This window comes from Microlunatus speluncae (assembly GCF_009299835.1).
Taxonomy (GTDB): domain Bacteria; phylum Actinomycetota; class Actinomycetes; order Propionibacteriales; family Propionibacteriaceae; genus Microlunatus; species Microlunatus speluncae.
Genome location: NZ_VKCZ01000020.1, coordinates 37,947 through 55,417, shown reverse-complemented (window position 1 = coordinate 55,417; position 17,471 = coordinate 37,947). Strand labels below are relative to the sequence as shown.

Annotated in this window: 17 protein-coding genes; 11 read left to right on the top strand and 6 right to left on the bottom strand. The window is 68.5% G+C overall.

Features of this window, described 5'->3' with window-relative positions:
- The first annotated feature begins 936 nt into the window (after positions 1–936).
- Positions 937–1,863 (top strand): ParA family protein, encoded by a 927-nt coding sequence (locus tag FNH24_RS25760; RefSeq protein WP_217428599.1) that lies wholly within the window; start codon positions 937–939, stop codon positions 1,861–1,863.
- Positions 1,863–2,834, top strand: coding sequence for a ParB/RepB/Spo0J family partition protein (locus FNH24_RS25755; protein WP_152365123.1), 972 nt, complete (start codon positions 1,863–1,865; stop codon positions 2,832–2,834). Before FNH24_RS25760 ends, FNH24_RS25755 begins: the two co-directional genes overlap by 1 nt.
- A 170-nt stretch (positions 2,835–3,004) precedes the next feature.
- On the opposite strand, the gene FNH24_RS25750 is transcribed toward FNH24_RS25755, so the two are convergent.
- From FNH24_RS25750 to FNH24_RS25735, 4 genes are read right to left on the bottom strand one after another with little or no spacing between them, the layout of a single operon-like run.
- Positions 3,005–3,373, bottom strand: a complete 369-nt coding sequence (locus tag FNH24_RS25750; protein WP_152365122.1) for a DUF3817 domain-containing protein — start codon at positions 3,371–3,373, stop codon at positions 3,005–3,007.
- Between the two features lie 10 nt (positions 3,374–3,383).
- Positions 3,384–4,133, bottom strand: coding sequence for an SURF1 family protein (locus tag FNH24_RS25745; RefSeq protein WP_152365121.1), 750 nt, complete (start codon positions 4,131–4,133; stop codon positions 3,384–3,386).
- Between the two features lie 5 nt (positions 4,134–4,138).
- Positions 4,139–5,119 carry a D-alanine--D-alanine ligase family protein gene (locus tag FNH24_RS25740; protein WP_217428543.1) on the bottom strand — a complete coding sequence of 327 codons (981 nt, stop codon included), beginning with the start codon at positions 5,117–5,119 and terminating at the stop codon, positions 4,139–4,141.
- 2 nt (positions 5,120–5,121) lie between these two features.
- Positions 5,122–6,411, bottom strand: a complete 1,290-nt coding sequence (locus FNH24_RS25735; protein WP_152365786.1) for an aminotransferase-like domain-containing protein — start codon at positions 6,409–6,411, stop codon at positions 5,122–5,124.
- A gap of 180 nt (positions 6,412–6,591) precedes the next feature.
- On the opposite strand from FNH24_RS25735, the gene FNH24_RS31600 reads away from it, so the two are divergent.
- The 3 genes from FNH24_RS31600 to FNH24_RS25725 are packed head-to-tail and all read left to right on the top strand — an operon-like array spanning position 6,592 to position 8,469.
- Entirely contained in the window at positions 6,592–6,756 is a 165-nt protein-coding gene (locus FNH24_RS31600; protein ID WP_161606316.1) for a hypothetical protein, read from the top strand.
- Positions 6,753–7,385, top strand: a complete 633-nt coding sequence (locus FNH24_RS25730) for a GNAT family N-acetyltransferase (protein WP_152365120.1) — start codon at positions 6,753–6,755, stop codon at positions 7,383–7,385. The genes FNH24_RS31600 and FNH24_RS25730 overlap by 4 nt, the downstream gene beginning before the upstream one ends.
- A complete protein-coding gene (locus FNH24_RS25725) occupies positions 7,375–8,469 on the top strand; it encodes a protein kinase family protein (RefSeq protein ID WP_217428542.1) in 1,095 nt (364 codons plus the stop codon). The genes FNH24_RS25730 and FNH24_RS25725 overlap by 11 nt, the downstream gene beginning before the upstream one ends.
- An 8-nt stretch (positions 8,470–8,477) precedes the next feature.
- Here FNH24_RS25725 and FNH24_RS25720 read toward each other — a convergent pair whose 3' ends face one another.
- Positions 8,478–9,206 (bottom strand): hypothetical protein, encoded by a 729-nt coding sequence (locus FNH24_RS25720; protein ID WP_152365119.1) that lies wholly within the window; start codon positions 9,204–9,206, stop codon positions 8,478–8,480.
- 72 nt (positions 9,207–9,278) lie between these two features.
- Here FNH24_RS25720 and FNH24_RS25715 point away from each other — a divergent pair, with 72 nt between their 5' ends.
- The 6 genes from FNH24_RS25715 to FNH24_RS25690 all read left to right on the top strand — a co-directional run bounded on the left by FNH24_RS25715 (position 9,279) and on the right by FNH24_RS25690 (position 15,577).
- A complete protein-coding gene (locus FNH24_RS25715) occupies positions 9,279–10,085 on the top strand; it encodes a phosphotransferase enzyme family protein (RefSeq protein WP_152365118.1) in 807 nt (268 codons plus the stop codon).
- A gap of 41 nt (positions 10,086–10,126) precedes the next feature.
- Positions 10,127–10,858 (top strand): nucleotidyltransferase domain-containing protein, encoded by a 732-nt coding sequence (locus tag FNH24_RS25710; RefSeq protein ID WP_152365117.1) that lies wholly within the window; start codon positions 10,127–10,129, stop codon positions 10,856–10,858.
- Positions 10,859–10,896: 38 nt separating this feature from the next.
- Complete coding sequence (locus tag FNH24_RS25705) at positions 10,897–12,042, top strand: Gfo/Idh/MocA family protein (RefSeq protein WP_152365116.1); 1,146 nt, start codon at positions 10,897–10,899, stop codon at positions 12,040–12,042.
- Positions 12,043–12,351: 309 nt separating this feature from the next.
- Positions 12,352–13,701 (top strand): extracellular solute-binding protein, encoded by a 1,350-nt coding sequence (locus FNH24_RS25700; RefSeq protein WP_161606315.1) that lies wholly within the window; start codon positions 12,352–12,354, stop codon positions 13,699–13,701.
- Positions 13,702–13,706: 5 nt separating this feature from the next.
- Entirely contained in the window at positions 13,707–14,648 is a 942-nt protein-coding gene (locus FNH24_RS25695; protein WP_152365114.1) for a carbohydrate ABC transporter permease, read from the top strand.
- Positions 14,649–14,650: 2 nt separating this feature from the next.
- Entirely contained in the window at positions 14,651–15,577 is a 927-nt protein-coding gene (locus FNH24_RS25690) for a carbohydrate ABC transporter permease (protein WP_152365113.1), read from the top strand.
- 832 nt (positions 15,578–16,409) lie between these two features.
- On the opposite strand, the gene FNH24_RS25685 is transcribed toward FNH24_RS25690, so the two are convergent.
- The gene (locus FNH24_RS25685) at positions 16,410–17,378 is read right to left on the bottom strand and encodes a hypothetical protein (protein WP_152365112.1); all 969 of its coding nucleotides are present in this window, start codon (positions 17,376–17,378) and stop codon (positions 16,410–16,412) included.
- Positions 17,379–17,471 lie beyond the last annotated feature (93 nt).

The following is a 17,471-nucleotide window of genomic DNA, read 5'->3' as shown; positions in this document are numbered from 1 at the left end:
AAGCGAGTGCGGCTTCTGCGAGCAGCTTGGGCGGGCAGTCTCTCCGGGGATCACACCGACCTACCGAACGCTTGCCTGGAGGCCGTGGGCCTCGCCGGGGCGCTCGGGGATGTTGGCCGATGTGAGTCGACCTACGCCGAGAACCTCCGGATGAAAGTGAGCGGACGCGCCAGTGGGCCCGGACCCTTCGGCGAGCGGCACGTCCCGACTGCCGGGCGTTTTCGAGCGGGATCAGGTTCGCTCGGAGGGATGGCTCCGGGTGCGGGATAGAAGCATCCCGGGTGGGCCGCGCCAGAGTATCGACGGCAGCCGAGCGTCGAGTTCGGCTAGAAGGATCGCGACGCTTTGGCCTCTTCTGAACGCGTCCGGATCAGATCGGCACTCATCGATGGTGCGCACCGATTCAGGGGCGTCGGTGGGTCTGCGAAACGCTGGTCGACGCCACGAGACGGATCTGGAGGGTGAGCCGACTATTGGCGAATCCGTCGCTGTTCAGCGTTCGAGCTGACCCGCGTCACCGTCGATCGGGCAAGTTGAGGCGGTCCTTGGGGGCGGGAAGCAGCCTTCAGCTCGATGGAATGTCGGGCGGTGAGAGGTCGGCCGTCCGTGGGGCGGTGTGGGTGGCGAGATTGTCAGTCCCGGACCAGTAATGTGATCCCGTAGGTAGGGGAGGAAGAAGTGCTTGCATCTGGGAATCTCGATGTCCTGACCAAGCGACCGGGGGTGTCGGCTGGTCTGGGTTGGCCCGGCGTTGCTCACCGAGCAACGTCTCTTGGATGGCCGGTTGTTTCACGGGAAACCGGCGGTGAGGACGTGCGTATCCATACCCCCGCGAACGGGACGTCCCCGCCGCGCCCTGACGGAGGCACTGCCACCGCGACTCTCCCGGCCGAAGTGGCACCAGCCCCGGACGTTGACGAGGTCGTTGAGCCCGACCTGGCCGGGGTTGAGCTATCCCAGGACCCGGACCACGCAGAGGACGACGACCTACCGAGCCCGGCGGCCGACGGCGCCGAGCTCGGCGACGACGGATCCGCCCCGCGACTCACCCCGATCATCGGACCGCTGCCGGCCCCGCCGGAGACGCGAGTGATCGTCATCGCCAACCAGAAGGGCGGCGTCGGAAAGACAACGACGGCCGTCAACCTTGCGGCCGCGCTCGCCATCGGCGGGCTGTCCGTACTGGTCATCGACATCGATCCCCAGGGCAACGCCTCCACGGCACTCGGCGTGGACCATGGGGCCGGAGTCCGAGGAACCTATGAGGTCCTCCTCGACGGTGACGCGATCGAGAGCCTTGTCGTCGATTCGCCCGAGGCACCGAACCTGCGGGTGCTTCCGGCCACGGTGGATCTCGCGGCCGCCGAGGTCGAGCTGGTCTCGATGGTGGCGCGGGAGAACCGGCTGCACAAAGCGCTCCGGACCTACCTGCGCGACAATCCCGTCGACTACGTCTTCTTCGACTGCCCGCCGTCTCTCGGCCTGCTCACGCTGAACGCCCTCGTCGCCGCCAACGAGATCCTGATCCCGATCCAGTGCGAGTATTACGCACTCGAGGGCGTGTCCCAGCTGATGCAGACGATCAACCTGGTCAAGGGCGAGCTCAACGACAGCCTCGAACTCTCGACGGTGCTGCTCACCATGTTCGACGCCCGCACCAAGCTGGCCGCCCAGGTCGTCGATGAGGTCCGGGCTCACTTCAGTGATCAGACGCTACCCATGGTGATTCCTCGATCGGTGCGGATCTCCGAAGCCCCGAGCTACGGGCAGACCGTGCTCACCTACCAACCGGAGTCGACCGGCGCCGAGTCGTATCTGGCGGCCGCCACGGAAATCGCCCAGCGTGGAGCTAAGGAGAACTGATGACCGTGAATGCCGAGCGACGTGGACTGGGCCGTGGATTGGGCGAGTTGTTCCAGCGCACCGAACCGCGGGAGCCGGCTTCGACGGACGGGCCGGCCGCACCGGCCCACCCGGTGCCGGAGGGGTCGTACTTCGCCGAGATCGACGCGACCGCGGTCACGCCGAACCCGAAGCAGCCGCGCACGGTCTTCGACGAGGACGCGATGGCCGAGCTCGTCGCCTCCATCCAGGAAGTCGGTTTGCTGCAGCCGATCGTGGTCCGTCCGATCGCGGACGGGAAGTTCGAGCTGGTGATGGGCGAGCGCCGGTGGCGGGCCGCCCAGCAGGCCGAGCTGGAGAAGGTCCCGGCGATCGTCCGTGAGACGAAGGACCATGATCTTCTTCGCGACGCCCTGCTCGAGAACCTGCACCGGTCGCAGCTGAACGCGCTGGAGGAGGCCGCGGCCTACCAGCAGATGCTCGAAGACTTCGGCTGCACGCACGAGGAGCTTTCCCAACGGATTAAGCGATCCCGGCCGCAGATCTCCAACACCATCCGCCTGCTCAAGCTACCGCCGACCGTTCAGCGCCGGGTCGCCGCCGGCGTGCTCAGCGCGGGACACGCGCGGGCCCTGCTGTCGTTGGAGGATCAGTCGGCCCAGGAGCGGATGGCCCAACGGGTCGTCGCCGAAGGGCTGTCGGTCCGGGCGGTCGAGGAAATGGTGGCGCTGGGGGAGACCGGCAGCGACGACGAGCCGGTACGCAAGCGGCGGTCAAAACCGTTCGCGCCCAAGGTGGCCGAGCTGGCCGAACGCCTGTCGGATCACTTCGAGACCCGGGTGCGGGTCGATCTCGGCAAGACCAAGGGCAAGATCGTCATCGAGTTCGCCACGGTGGACGACCTGCAACGGATCGTCGGCTCCATGGATCTCCCGCCCGTTGGGGGTCACCCGACACCTGCCGACGAATCGGACCAAGACACCGAGGCGTAAGGCAGACCTTCTCAGAGCCTGACCTTCAGGACAGTAGACGTCGCTAGATACATCTGTCGATATGTCGACTTATGGTTTAGCTGACTAAAGGTTTTGGCGACGGCAAGGGATCAGTCATCGGTGGCGACGACACAGCGATGAGAAGAGGAGGATGCCGAGTCCGGCGACGATCAGCGGCCGGGCTCAGGTGTCGCCGGCTCGGTGGCCGTCGACGCGGCCTGCTCGGAGGCCTCCTGCTGGGCGAGCTTGGCGCGGACATCCTTGGTGGCGGACCGCTCGGCGACGAAGGACAGGAACGGCACGGTGCCGGCCAGGGCGATCAAGATCAGCCGCTTCCAGCTCCACTTGGCGCGGCGGCCGAGGTCGAACGCGGTGATCAACAGCACCATGTAGAGCCAGCCGTGCGGCATCCCGGTCCAGGTCACGACGGTCTCGTCGTGCCAGATCCATTTCATCGGCACGCCGACACAGACCAAGATCACCAAGAGGACCCCGACCAGATAGGCCATGATCCGATACCGGAGCAACGCGCCACGCATGACTACGACTCTACGTCGTAGTTGCCGGCGGCTGTTGCCGGGGCTTGCCCAGGTCCCGGGACACCTTGATCGACATCCCGATCGCGAACGCCGCGAACACCCACCACTGCACGGCATAGGCACCGTTGCGCAACCGGCCGGGCGCATCCGGCAGCCGGTACGGGGCCGCTGCGATGCCCTGCCGGTCGGCGTCGGCCGGTGCCAGCGTGACGTAGCCGTTGACCAGCGAGCCGGGCCAGGTCTGGGCCAGCCGCTGCACCCGAATGGCCGGAATCTCGCCCGCCCGATCACCGCCGGCCTCACCGTCGTCCTCCGACGGCAGGAAGAAGCCGGTCTGGGTCAGCGTGCCGCTCGGCAGCGGCGGCGGGGTCGAAGCCCCAGCGGGCAGCAGGCCGCGGACGACCGCGACCAGGCTGCCGTCGGCCTGCTCGAACCCGGTCAGCACCCGCACCTGGCCGTCGCCGGAGCGCACCAACAGCTGCAGATCGCTCCGGTACGAGCCCGTCATGGTCACCGTCCGGCCGTAACCGTCGGCCACGGCCACACCGACCGGAGCCACCTCGGTCAACGGCCGGGCCGGCTCGGCCGCCCGCTGGGCCGCCGCCTCGAGCCCCTGCGACTGATAGACCTGGGCCTGCCAGTAGCCGAGCACCCCCATCGCCGCGGCCAGCAGGAGCCCGAGCAGGATCACCCCCACGCGCTGCAGCGGCACCAGCCGGCTCGAACCGGTCGACGGACCGGGGCGATCGGTGACGGGCATCGGAATCACCCGCGACCCCGATGCCGCATCGCGGCGTTGCGCACCACGGCCGCCCAGGTCGCGCCGAAGCCCCAACCGGCCGCTTCGACGGCCAGCGGTACGGCGGACGTCTCGGTCATCCCCGGCGCGACGTTCACCTCGAGAAAGACCGGCTCCCCGTCCGGACGGACGATCAGGTCGGTCCGGGACAGGTCGGCCAGGCCGAGCTGCTCGTGCACGGCCAGCGCGATCTCGGCGCACCGTCGCGACGTCTGGTCGGTCAGATCGGCCGGGCAGAGGAACCGGGTCGCGCCGGCGGTGTAGCGGGCGGCGTAGTCGTACACGCCGGAATCGGGCCGGATCTCGACCGCGGGCAACGCCTCGGGTCCGTCGCCACGGTCGATCACGGCGACCGTCACCTCGGTCCCGGCGATGAACTTCTCCACCACGGCCACCGAACCGTAGGCGAACGCGGCGACCATGGCGGCCGGCAGTTCCTCCGCGGTTTCGACCTTCGTGCAGCCCAGGGCGGATCCGCTCCGGGACGGCTTCACCATCATCGGGAAACCGATCCGCTTGCCCAGTGCGGCGACCAGACTCTGGGCGCCGAGCTCGCGGAAGATCTCGTGCGGCAGCGCGACCTGTTCCGGCGTAGTGATGCCGGCCTCCGTGATCACGGTGGTGGCGATCGACTTGTCGAACGCGACCCGGCAGGCGGCGCCCTCCGAGCCGACGAACGGTACGTCGAGCAGCCGGAACACCTCTCGCAGCGCGCCGTCCTCGCCGGTTTCCCCGTGCAGCAAGGGAAACACCACGGCGCCGGGCAGCTCGGCGAGCCGATCGACCAGGCCGGAGTCGACGTCGGACTCGACCACGTCCAGGCCGACGTCTCGCAGGGCCTCGGCCACCTGCCGTCCCGACCGGAGCGACACCTCCCGCTCGTGCGACAGACCGCCGGACAGCACGACGACGGTTCCGACGTCGGTCACCTGCTCACGTCCCTTCATGATCAACTCTGGTTCGGCTGCGGTGCCTGGTACGGCTGCACCGGTCCACCCGGGTGATCGGCCGGCCCGACCGTACCGAACGTCTCCTGCAACGCCGACTCGCGGCTGAGCACCTCACCCAGTCGCCGAGTGCCCTCGATGATGCGCTCCGGCGTCGGATAACAGTACGACAGGCGCATGAAGCGGCTGCCCAGACCGTCGGTGTAGAAGGCGGTCCCGGGCACGTACGCGACCCTGGCCGTGACCGCCCGCGGCAGCATCGCCTGGGAGTCGAAGCCCGCCGGCAGCCCGACCCAGACGAAGAACCCGCCGGCCGGGGTGGTCCAGGAGCAGCCCGCCGGAAGATGATCAGCCAGCCCGGCGATCATGGCGTCCCGTCGCTCCCGGTACATCTCCCGGAAGATCTTGATCTGGCCGCGCCAGTCATGATCACGGAGATAGCCGGCCACCGCGAACTGGGAGAAAACCGGCGGACACAAGGTCGCCGATTCCTGAGCCAGCACGAGCTTCTCGCGGACCGCGTGCGGCGCCAGCACCCAACCGATCCGGAAGCCCGGCGCGAAGGTCTTGGAGAAGGTGCCGAGATAGATCACCAGCTCTGAATCGAGCGAGCGCAGGGTCGGCAGCGGTTCATGATCAAATCCGAGCAGCCCGTACGGATTGTCCTCGATCAGCAACAGGTCGGCTTCGCGGGCGATCGCCAGGATCTCCCGCCGCCGCTGCTCCGACTGGGTCACGCCGGCGGGATTGTGGAAGCTCGGAATGGTGTAGAGGAACTTGACCCGCTTCCCCTGCAGTCGCATCGCCTCCAGCGCCTCGCGCAGCGCCTGCGGGTCGAGCCCCTCGGCGTCCATCCCGACCTGCTTCACCTCGCACTGATACGCGCGGAACACCCCCAGCGCACCGACATAGGACGGCGCCTCGCACAACACCACGTCGCCCGGATCGCAGAACAGCCGGGTCACCAGATCGAGTCCTTGCTGCGATCCGACCGTGATGGTGACGTCGTCGGGGTGGGCCGAGATCCCCTCCAGGCTCATCACCTCGCAGATCGCGTCCCGCAGCACCGCCTCGCCCTGTCCGCTGCCGTACTGCATCGCGACCCGACCGTCGTCCAGCACCAGCCGCTGCAGCGAGGAGCCGACGACGTCCAGCGGCAGGTCGGAGATGTTCGGCATGCCGCCGGCGAGAGAGACCACCTCGGGCCGGTTGGCGACGGCGAACAGGGCCCGGATGGCCGAGGCGGTCATGCCGTGCGTCCGGACCGCGTACCGGTCGATGTAGTGGTCCATCCGGGTGTCCCGGCGCCGCGTCGCGAGCTCGTCCGCGGAGCCCGGCGGTCGCTCGGGGGGAAGTGAGGAGGTCACCCCACCAAGGGTGCCTCACGCGGGCGGCCCCGGGCAGTACCGTCTCGCCACCAGGCCGTCCGGCATCTCCCGCCACCTCCGGGAAGACAGCACTAGCATGGCCGCATGGGAAGGTCGCAGCGTGCACAGGGCCCGGCCGACGGGCCGCGGTGGCGGCGCTGGCTCGGCTGGCTGATGGCCGGCCTCGCGGCCGGTCTGTTGATCGGATTCGCGGCCGGGCTGACCAGGCCGCGCGCCACGGCCAGCCTGTCGGTCGGTGACTCCCCGTGATCCGGTCTCGCCGGATCAGGCCGCTGACTCCGCGTGACCTGGACCGGCTGCCCGGTCCGTACGCCGACGATGATCATGGATCCGCTCCTGCGAACGGGAAGCCGCGCGGTTGGGTGGCCGACGCCGACTGGGCCGAGGAAGTCACCCGGCAGTGGGGCTCCTGCGGCGTGATGGCCAGCAACGCCGGCCGGGTGATCGGCTATCTGATCGCCGCCCCGCCCGAACTGCTGCCGAAGGATGCGACCTTCGCCGCCGGGGCGAGCCGGGATGCCGCGGTGCTGCTGACCGGTTTCGTGGTCGAGGAGTTCCGCGGCCACGGCGTCGGCCGGCAGTTGGTCCAGTCGGTCGCCGCGCTGGGCGTCCGACGCTCCTACCGGGCGCTGGAGGCGTTCGGCACCAGTCTGCCGGGGCCAGGTCCGCTGCTGCCGGTCGGTTGGCTGACGGCGGTCGGGTTCGAGATCGCCCGGCCGCATCCGGTCACGCCGCGGCTGCGGATGGAGCTCCGGTCGACCGTACGCCGGCGGTTCGAACTGACCGCGGTGCTCAGTCGACTGACCGGATTGGTGGCCCGACCGGCCCCGCCGGAGCCGGCCAACTACGAGCCGGCCCGCTTCGACCGTGCCGGCTGATCCCGAACCGAGCCCCGACTCCCGTCGGCTGAGCGCCCGCCGGTCCCGGCACGCCGTGGTGTCGGAGGCCCTGGCCGGACACAGCGACCGCGAGCTGAGCGCACTGTTCGCCGATTCGCCGGTAGGTCGCGGTGGCTCGATGACGATCGAGGTCGCCGGCCGGCCGGTGTTCGTGAAGCGGATCCCGCTGACCGACCGGGAGCTGGCTCAGCCACGATCCACGGCCAACCTGTTCGAGCTGCCGATGTTCTGCCACTACTTCTTCGGCCTGCCGCGGTTCACCCGGCATGGCTTCGGCGGCCCGGCGCTGAACGGCTGGCGCGAACTGGCCGCCAACCTGATCGTGACCGACGGGGTGCTGGCCGGCGAGACGGAGTGGTTCCCGGTGCTGCACCACTGGCGCGTGCTGTCCGTGCCCCCGGAGCTTCCGGCCCAGCCGGCCGACGTTGATGCGGTCGTTGCCGCGTTGGAGGGCTCTCCGGCCGTACGGGGTCGGCTGGAAGGGCTCCGCACCGCCTCGCACAGTCTGCTGTTGTTCTCCGAGCACGTCCCGGCTCTGGTGACCGACTGGCTGGACGACGATCCGGTCGGCCGGGCCGCCTCGTTCGAGCGGCAGTGGTTCGAGATCGTACGGTTCCTGGGCGACCGCCGGCTGCTGCATCTGGACGGGCAGCTCGCCAACCTGCGCAGCGACGGCCATCGCATCTACTGCACCGACTTCGGGCTCGCCACCTCGCCGACGTTCGACCTGTCCGCGCCGGAGTCGGAATTCGTCCGGAGCATCGCCACGTCCGATGCCGACTATGCCGCGATGCGGCTGGTCAACTGGCTGGCCACGGCGGTCTGCGGCGTGGCGGATCCTGGCGCCGTCGACCCCGTGACCGGCGACCGGCCGAACTGGCGGGTCCGAGCGGATTTCGTCCGGCGGTGCGCGGAGGGTGACGTGCCCGGAGACCTCCCCGCGATCGCCGTCGGCATCCTCGAACGCCACGCGGCCACCGCCTGGCGGACATTCAGCTTCTATCGCCGCCTGTTCGACGGCAACCTGCACACTCCCTACCCTCGGCCACTGCCGATCGGGTGACTCCAAGATCATTCCCGCAGCGGCAGGGTGATCGCGATCGTGTCGGGGCCGTCGAAGCCGTGCCGGAAGACGGTGCCGAAGCTCAGTTCGGCGCGTTCCGCTCCGGCGGGCAGCGGGCCGTCGAAGACGATCGTGCCGCTGGTTCGGGTAGCCACCGGGACGGTTTCGCTCCAGCGGCCGCGGGTCGGCAGGGTGCTGGCCTCCAGGGTCGTGTCGGCGGCGGTCAGCAGGCAGTTCTGATAGAGCGGCAGGACGACGGTGTTCTCGGTGTTGTTGATCACCGCGATGGCGACCCGGGTGAAGTCGCGTGACACCAGCACCTCGGTCACCTCCAGGCCGAGGCCGGACTCGCTGTTCTCCGCCGGCTCAGCCAGCCGTGGCACGGCGTCCTGCTTCCCGGTCAGCCAGCCGTAGCCGGCCCGGGCGCCGAGGCCGACCAAGATCCCGCTGCCGGCCAGCAGCAGTAGAACGATCATGACTACGCCGATAGACCGGCCCGGCCGGCTGCCCGGACGGGGATCGGCGCGCCGGTGCGCCGGCTCGGCCCGACTCAGATCGACCCCGACCTTGATCATCGCGAAGCCGAACGCGACCACGGCCGGTAGCACCCAGCGCAGCGCGCCGGAGGTGTCCTCGGTCAGGTAGCTGATCAAGGTCACCGCGGTCAGCCCGGCGGCCTCGACTCCGAGGACGATCAGCACGGCGGGCCACACCCGCACCCGACGCTGGGTGCTCATGGCCGGATCGTACGTCCGATCACGGTCGCCCCGACAGGTTCACCGCCGAAGTAGTCGTGAGACGCTGCTCCGGTGAGGTTGCCGGAGTCGCTGCGAGCCCTGCTGGAACGGAATTTCGGGATCCGGGCGACCGCGACGGTGCCGGTGGTCGGACAGGGTGACGAGGCGGCGGTCTGGCGGGTGGACTCCGAGCCTCGGCTGATCGTGCGGGCCTCGCCGGCCTCCCGGGACCCGGCCCAGTTGGCCGAGTCGTACGAGCTGGCCTGGGCACTGGCCGACCGGGTGCCCGAGGTGACGGCTCCGCTCCGGACGACCACGGGCGCGGTGGTGCTGCCGTGGCAGGGACGGCCGGTCAGCGTGTGGCCGTACGTCGAGGGCGGCTTCCTTGATCATCATGATCAAGCTCAGCGGGACGCGGCGGCCGACCTGCTGGCCCGGTTGCATCGGGCCGGGCTCGACCTGCTGCGGGAGACGGGCCGATCGGTGACCGCCGGCCAGGGCCTGGTGCACGGCGACTTCTACTCCCGCAACCTGCTCTGCCGGGACGGCCGGATCGCCGGGCTGATCGACTGGGACGACGTCCGGGTCGAACGTCTTGACGCCGAGTTGGCCTGGGTCACCTGGGAACTGACCAAGTCGCCCGCGGGGGAGGACATGATCACCGACCGAGCCGTCGACTTCGTCGCGGCCTATCGCCGCGCCGGCGGGCCGGCCCGACCGGGCAGCGACTTCCTGCAGTTGATCAAGGAACGGCTGACCGGCGAGTTGGACGGTGACGACCCGGACTACGTGGCGTCGCTGCGCGCGGCGCTGCCGACCTTGATCGAATCCCGGCATCGCGACCTGGTCCGACTCCTCGACCAAGATCGACAGCGGTAGCCGTACGGTGAAGACTGCCGGCACGCGAACGGAGGACTGCGGTGGAGAAGACTGATCGGGACGAGCTCGAGGGCGTCCTCGACTGGGTGCGTGGCTCCCTGCCGCCCGAGTACGCCGAAACGATCGAGACGCTGGTTGCCGAGGCGAGACAGGATTCGGCGGTGACCGGGGTGCTGCTCACCGGCTCGCTGGCCCGGCGCGACGCGCTGCCCGGCACCGACATCGATGTCCGCATTCTCCGCGACGGCGAGGGTCCGGGCGAGTTCGAGCGCGACAACCGGGACGACCTGCTGCTGGAGCGGACGTTCACCGACGAACGGTCCGCCCAGACCCAGTTGGCGGCGAATCCGATGCACGTCTACGCCTACCTCGACGGCCGGATCCTCTACGACAGCGACGGCGCCCTGAGCCGGCTCCGGTCCGTGGCCGAACGGGTCTACCGCGACTTCCGGGCTCCGCGCCAGCTGAAAGCTGATCTTGCCGAGGCGTTGGGGCATCCTGAGGACAAGATCAGGGTCGGGCTCGAGTCCGGGGATCTGCTGCGGGCGGTCTACTGCCTCAGCACCAGTTCCTGGGGACTGATCGAGGGCCTGTGGGCCGCGAATGATCGACCGCTGCCGCCGAACAGTTCGGTCCGGCCGCACCTGCGGGACCTGGCCGGACCCGACGATCTCGAGGCGCAGTTCGAGCGGTTGTTCCTGGCGGAGCCGCGGGTCCGAGCCGAGACCGGGCTGTTCCTGCTCGGCTGGATCCGGCACCGACTGGGCGGGTGACGGAAGGTCGAAGATCGACATCTGAAAGAGTACGAGCCATGTCGGAGGGGATGCCGCGGCTCGCGGTGATCGGAATTCACGGGTACGGCGCGGCGCATCTGCGGGCCGCCCAGGAGCGGCGGGACACGGTCGAGCTGGTCGGTGTCTGCGACACCGCACCGGACGACAGCGGCCGGATCGATCCGTCGGTGCCCCAGTTCACCGAGGTGGCCGAGTTGCTGGCCAGGACCCGGCCCGAGCTGGTGACCATCGCCACCCCGATCCACACCCACTTGCCGTTCGCCGAGGCGGCGCTGCGGGCCGGGGCCGACGTCCTGCTGGAGAAGCCGCCGGTCGCGACGATGGCCCAGTTCGATCAGCTGCTCGGCGTCACCGAGGAGACCGGCCGGGTGCTCCAGGTCGGCTTCCAGAGTCTCGGCTCGGCCGCCTTCGCCGCCCTCGATTCCATGATCGACTCCGGCCGACTCGGCGAGCTGGTCGGGATCTCCGGCGTCGGCCTCTGGGTCCGCACCTTCGGCTACTGGCAGCGATCCGGCTGGGCCGGCTGCCGCACCATCGACGGCGTCCCGGTGATGGACGGCGTGGTGACCAACCCGCTGGCGCACGCCACCTCGGCGGCGCTGCGGCTCGGCCGGGCCGAGCGGGCGGAGGACCTGGTCGAGGTCGAGGTCGACCTGTTCCGGGCCAACGCCATCGAGTCCGACGACACCTCCGTGGTCCGGGTGATCACCGACGCCGGCGTCAAGATCACGCTCGGGCTGACCCTGTGTGCCGAGGAGTCCAAGGAGGCGCCGTACGTCGAGGTGGTCGGGACCGAGCAGACCGCCCGCTTCTTCTACACCCAGGACCTGGTCGAGCTGCGGCCGGCCGGCGAGCTGGAGGCGGAGCCGACCGAGCGGCTCGACTACCAGCGGGTCAGCCTGCTGGACAACCTCCTCGCCCATCGCCGCGACGGCGCCGAGTTGCTCTGCCCGTTGATCAACACCGGCGCCTTCATGCGGGTGGTGGACGCGGTGGCGGCGACCGAGCCGCTGCAGATCGCGGTGGACGAGTTGCGGCTGCTCGGGGCCGACGCGGAGTCCCGGCTGGCCATCCCGGGCGTTGCCGACTGGGTCCGTCGGGCCGCGTACGAGCACCGGACCTTCACCGACCTCGGGGCCCCGTTCGCGACCAGCGCGAGCTGACCCCGCGGGCGCTGAAAGGTATCAGCCAGCACCTCCGACACGACGTCTCCGCCGCCCGTCGAGGGGCGCCCGGAACCGGCTCCGGGACCTATTGACCGGCTCGCCGGGCTGCCCTAGTGTTGCAAACCTCACCACGATCAAAACGATTCAATAGACGACCGTCGTGAACGTACGAGGAGGTACGAGCCGGTGACGCATGCCGCTGACCTCGACCCGGGGGCCGATCCGAGCGCGGAAGGTCCCGGAGCGTCGAGTCCCCCCGTCGAGCCTCGAGCTCAAGGCCGTGGACTGCTGTCCCGCCGATCACTGTTGAGAGCCGGCGCCGCCCTTTCCGCCGGCGTGGCCGGCCTCGGCGCGGCGAGCGGCTGTGCCGTCGTCAGTTCCGGCCGGGACGCCGCGGCGGTCCGGCCCAACAAGGAGCCGGCACCGGGCCGCAAGACCAACATCGAGATCTACAACATCTGGGGCTCGACCACCGGCAGCGGCCTGGTCGAGTGCGCCAAGCTGTTCGAGCAGTCCCAGCCCGACATCGGCGTCCGGATCACCTTCGCCCCCAGCACCGGCACGACCGTCCAGCAGAAGCTGTTCACCGCGATCGCCGGCCGCCAGGCGCCCGACATCGGGTTCTGCGACGCCGCCCAGGCGCCGAGTTGGACCTCGCTCGGGATCATGAAGGACCTGACGCCCTACTTTGAGCGGGACGGGCTCCGGCTCGAGGACTTCTTCGACGTCTGCGCCCGCAGCATGGCCTACCAGGACCGGGTCTGGAGCATGCAGTGGGACGCGGACGCCAACTTCCCGTTCTTCTGGAACAAGGGACTGTTCGAGGAATGCGGGCTCGACCCCGAGCGCGGGCCGACGACGATCGAAGAGGTCGACGCCATGGCAGGAGAGATCAACCGGGTCGAGGGCGGTCAGGCCACCCAGATCGGCATCATGCCGTGGAACCAGTACGGCGGTGCCAACTCCATGCTGACCTGGGGTTACTCCTTCGGCGGCAAATTCTGGAAGCCCGGCACCAACGAGGCGACCACCGACGACGAGCCCAACATCCGGGCGCTGGAGTGGATGACCAAGTCGGCGCAGAGCATCGGCGGCGCCGAAGCCGCGGCGATCGCGCCGCCGTCGCTGCAGCTGCACCCCTTCTCCACCGGCAAGCTCGGCATGGCCTGTCTGGTGACACCCAACCTGCTGCAGATCAAGCAGTTGCACCCGGAGATCGAGATCGGCTCCACCCTGCTGCCGTACCAGCCGCCCGGCGCCGAGCGGCCCGGCCAGGGAGCCTGGCTCGGCGGCTGGTCCTGCTTCATCCCGGCGGCCGCGCCGCAGCCGGACGCGGCCTGGGAGTTCGTCAAGTGGTTCTCCACCGCCGATGAGGGGACCCGCGCCCAGTGGGAGCACATCGGCTTCCCGGTCGGCTACAAGAAGGCACCGGTCAACGAGGTGATCGCCAGCGACCCGGACGCCGGGGTCTACCACGAGACGCTGCGCAACATGATCAACACCCGGCCGCTGATCACGGTCAGCGAGTTCCATCACCAACAGATGGAGACCCAGATCCAGGCCGCCGTGTACGGCCAGCTGACGCCGCAGCAGGCCTTGCAACGGGTCCGGGAACTCACCGTGCGTGAGGCCGAGCGATTCGAACGGGTGGGGTGATCACGATGGCCGTCGCAACCACGGAACGGACGACGACGCCCGTTCGGCAACGCCGCCCGATGTCCCGGCAGACCAAGAGCAACATCAGATGGGGACTGATCTTCTGCTCCCCGGCGATCGCCGGCTTGTTGATCTTCACCGCCTACCCGGTGCTCCGTTCGCTGCAGGCGAGCTTCACCTCCGGCACCATGCTGACGGCGGGCCGCTGGCTCGGCTTCGACAACTATGCAGACCTGTTCGGTGATGACACGTTCTGGCGGGCGATGGGCAACACCATCTACATCCTGCTCTGGTCGGTGCCGCTCGGCATCGTCGCCGCGTTGTCCCTGGCCCTGTTGCTGAACATGAACGTCGGCGGCCGGTCGGTCTATCGGGTGATCTTCTTCATCCCCAGCATCGTGCCGCTGGTCGCCTCGGCGGTGATCTGGTCCTACGTCTTCAACCCGCAGTACGGTGTGCTCAACTCGATGCTCGGCGCGATCGGCATCGACGGGCCGTCCTGGCTGGCCGACCCGGACTGGGCCAAGCCCGCCTTGATCATCATGGCGGTGTGGGGTGTCGGCAACCTGATGGTGATCATGCTCGCAGGCGTTCAGGACGTGCCGGTGCAGCTGTACGAGCAGGCCAAGATCGACGGGGCGAACGTCTTCTCCCGCTTCCGGCACGTGACCCTGCCGTTCATGTCGCCCCATCTGCTGTTCGCGTTGGTGACCGGACTGATCGCCGGGTTCCAGTACTTCACCGAGGTGTTCGTGCTGACCGGCGGCACCGGCAGCCCCGCCGGCTCCACCATGGTCGCCGGCATGTACCTCTACCAGAACATCTTCGCCTTCTTCAAGATCGGCTATGCCAGCGCGATGGCGTGGGTGTTGTTCGTACTCGCAGCGATCTGTGCGGTGATCGTGTTCCGAACGGTCGGCCGCCGGGTCTACTACGGGGGGAATTGATCATGACCGACACTGTTGCCGGTAGCGCCCTCGTCGGCGAGGGCAGGACCACCACTCTGGCTGACGTGGGCCGGCGGGATCTGGAGTTCCGCCGCCGGCCGCTCGGGCGGAGACTGCTGGCCGGTTTGGCCAAGCATGCCGTGTTGATCGGGCTGTCGATCATCTTCCTGATCCCGTTGATCTGGATGGCCACCGGCGCGTTCAAGACCGCGGTGGACCTGAACGCCAGCCCGATCGTCTGGCTCCCGGACGAGATCACCTTCGACAACTTCACCCAGGCCGCGGCGCTGTTTCCGTTGGCCCGCTACTTCTTCAACACCCTGGTGATCTCGCTGCTGTCCGTGCTCGGTGCCGTGTTCTCCTCGGCCATGGTCGGCTACGGTCTGGCCCGGATCGACTGGCCCGGCCGCAACGTGCTGTTCGTGACCATCCTCGCGACGATGATGATCCCGTTCTACGTCACGATGTTCCCGGCCTTCGAGATCTTCCGCACCTTCGGCCTGACCAACACCTGGGTCCCGTTGATCTTGCCGCACTGGCTCGGTGTCCCGGTCTACATCTTCCTGCTCCGCCAGTTCCTCCGCTCCCTGCCCAAGGAACTGTCGGAGAGCGCGCGGATCGACGGTGCCAACGAATGGCAGATCTTCATCAGAGTGATCCTGCCCTTGATCAAACCCGCCCTCGTGGCCGTAGGCTTGTTCCAGTTCCTGGCTTCCTGGAACGACTTCCTGGGCCCGCTGATCTACCTCACCGACCCCAACCTCTACACCATCTCCTTGGGCCTGAACTTCTTCAGGGGTGAGTACGCTACGGAGTTCGGGCCGCTCATGGCCGTGAGCACCCTGGCTGTCCTACCTGTGATCATCTTGTTCTTCGTGGCGCAGCGGACCTTCATTCAGGGGATCACCTTGACTGGGGTGAAGGGCTAGAACGGGCTGAGGGCTGGATCCCGCGTCGGGGTCTGGGGGATAGGTGCGCGGGCAACCATCCGCCCGCGGGTAGCTTGGGTGCCAGCTGCCGCGATTCAGGCGTCCGCGTGCTCCCGCCAGGCCCGTCCACGCCCGCGCACCTATCCCCCAGACCCCGACGCTCCCTTTGTGGGACACCGATTTTTTACCGTCTGAGCCGCACGCTGATCATGATGCCTCCGCCTGCCAGACCGAGCGTATGGGTGATCACGAAGGTGGAAGACGATGTGATGTGATCATGGTTCGTGATCATGGGCCTGTGGAAGTGTGGAAAGAACTGTGGATGACGGCGACCACAGCGCTTGTTCCGTTCCCTGAGCTTGTCGAAGGGCAGGTCCGGGTCATCGAGCGAAGGATTCACCCATTTGATCCGGCTTGCCCTTCGACAAGCTCAGGGAACGGAACAAGCCCTCGTGATCAGTTGGGGTTCGGTGAAGCGTCGGCGAGACGCGACGACCGAACATGCCTCGTGATCAGCCATACGCTCGGTTTGGCAGTCGGCAAGACGAGGGTTCCGCTCGGCTGAGGCGGTAAACCCATGTGCGTCTGCAAAGGGAGCGGTGGGGTCTGGGGGATAGGTGCGCGGGCGTGGACGGGCCTGGCGGGAGCCCGCGAACGCAGATTCGCGGCAGCGGCACCCACACTTGCTCGCGGGCGGATGGTTGCCCGCGCACCTATCCCCCAGACCCCGCCGCGAGATGATCAACCACCCGGAAAGAAGACAAGATCATCCCGAACTCCAAAGAAAGAATGGAGCCCGGGATGATCTCGTACTAGCGATTGTGAAGAGAACTCACAGACCAGCAGATCCGGCGGCCTCGCCCTCGGCGACAGCAGCCGCCTTGCGCTCAGCAACCTTCTCCTTCAGAGCGAGCTCACGATCCTCCGGGGCGGCCCGGCGAGCTGCGGCGGCGGGCTGCAGGTCGACGAACTGGCCGGAGAGGGTGCCGCGGACGCGGTTGTCGGCGCCGGTCGGTGCCGGGTCGTTGCCCTCGCCGCCCAGGTTGCCGCGGATGATGTTGCCGTTCACCGCGACACCGCCGTTGTTGTTGGCGATCAGGACGTTGCCACCGAAGTAGTTGACGTCGTCGCAGTCGTCGATCAGACCGCCGCCGCCGACCTGCACGGTGCCGTTGCCGTCGAACGCCGCGTTGCCGTCGACCTCACTGGCGCAGACGACGGAGCCGTCCACGCTGCCCTTCACGGTGAGCGCACCGGTCAGGGTCGAGTTGATCACGTCGGTGTAGACGGTGCCGTCGCCGGTCACCGAGCCGGCGACCTTGCTGCCACCGAGGTACAGCTCGCCGGAGACGGACTGCACGTTCTTGGTAACGCTGGTGTCCTCGAAGTAGGCGAACGGCACGACGGACGCGTCCGCCGGTGCCTGCCCGGCGTAACCAGCGCCGAGGCTGGAGCCGCCGCCGAAGGTCGCGCCGTAACCGCCACGGCTGGTGACCTTGCCGGTCACCGCGGTGTTGTAGGCATCGAGGTAGCCGTTCTCGGCCACGATGACGGCGCCCTTGAAGGTGCCGTCGGTGACGACCAGGTCGGCGCCGGCCTGGACCGTCACCTTCCCCTCGACGATGGTGCCCTCGAGCACGCAGGATTTGCCGGCCGGGACGACCAGGTCGCCCGGAACGGTGACGGCGCCGCCGGTGCCGATGCACCGGGTGACGAGATCAGCGGAGGCCTGGGTGGTCGCGGCCCCGGCGAGAGCGACCCCGGCCAACGAGGCCAGGGCAAGGATGGTACGGGTTTTCATGTCTGGTGTTCCCCCTGTGAGTGCTTGAACCACAGCTTTCTTGAGCGCACGGTGCTCGATGGATATGGCCACAGCATTGACGCATCGGGTCCC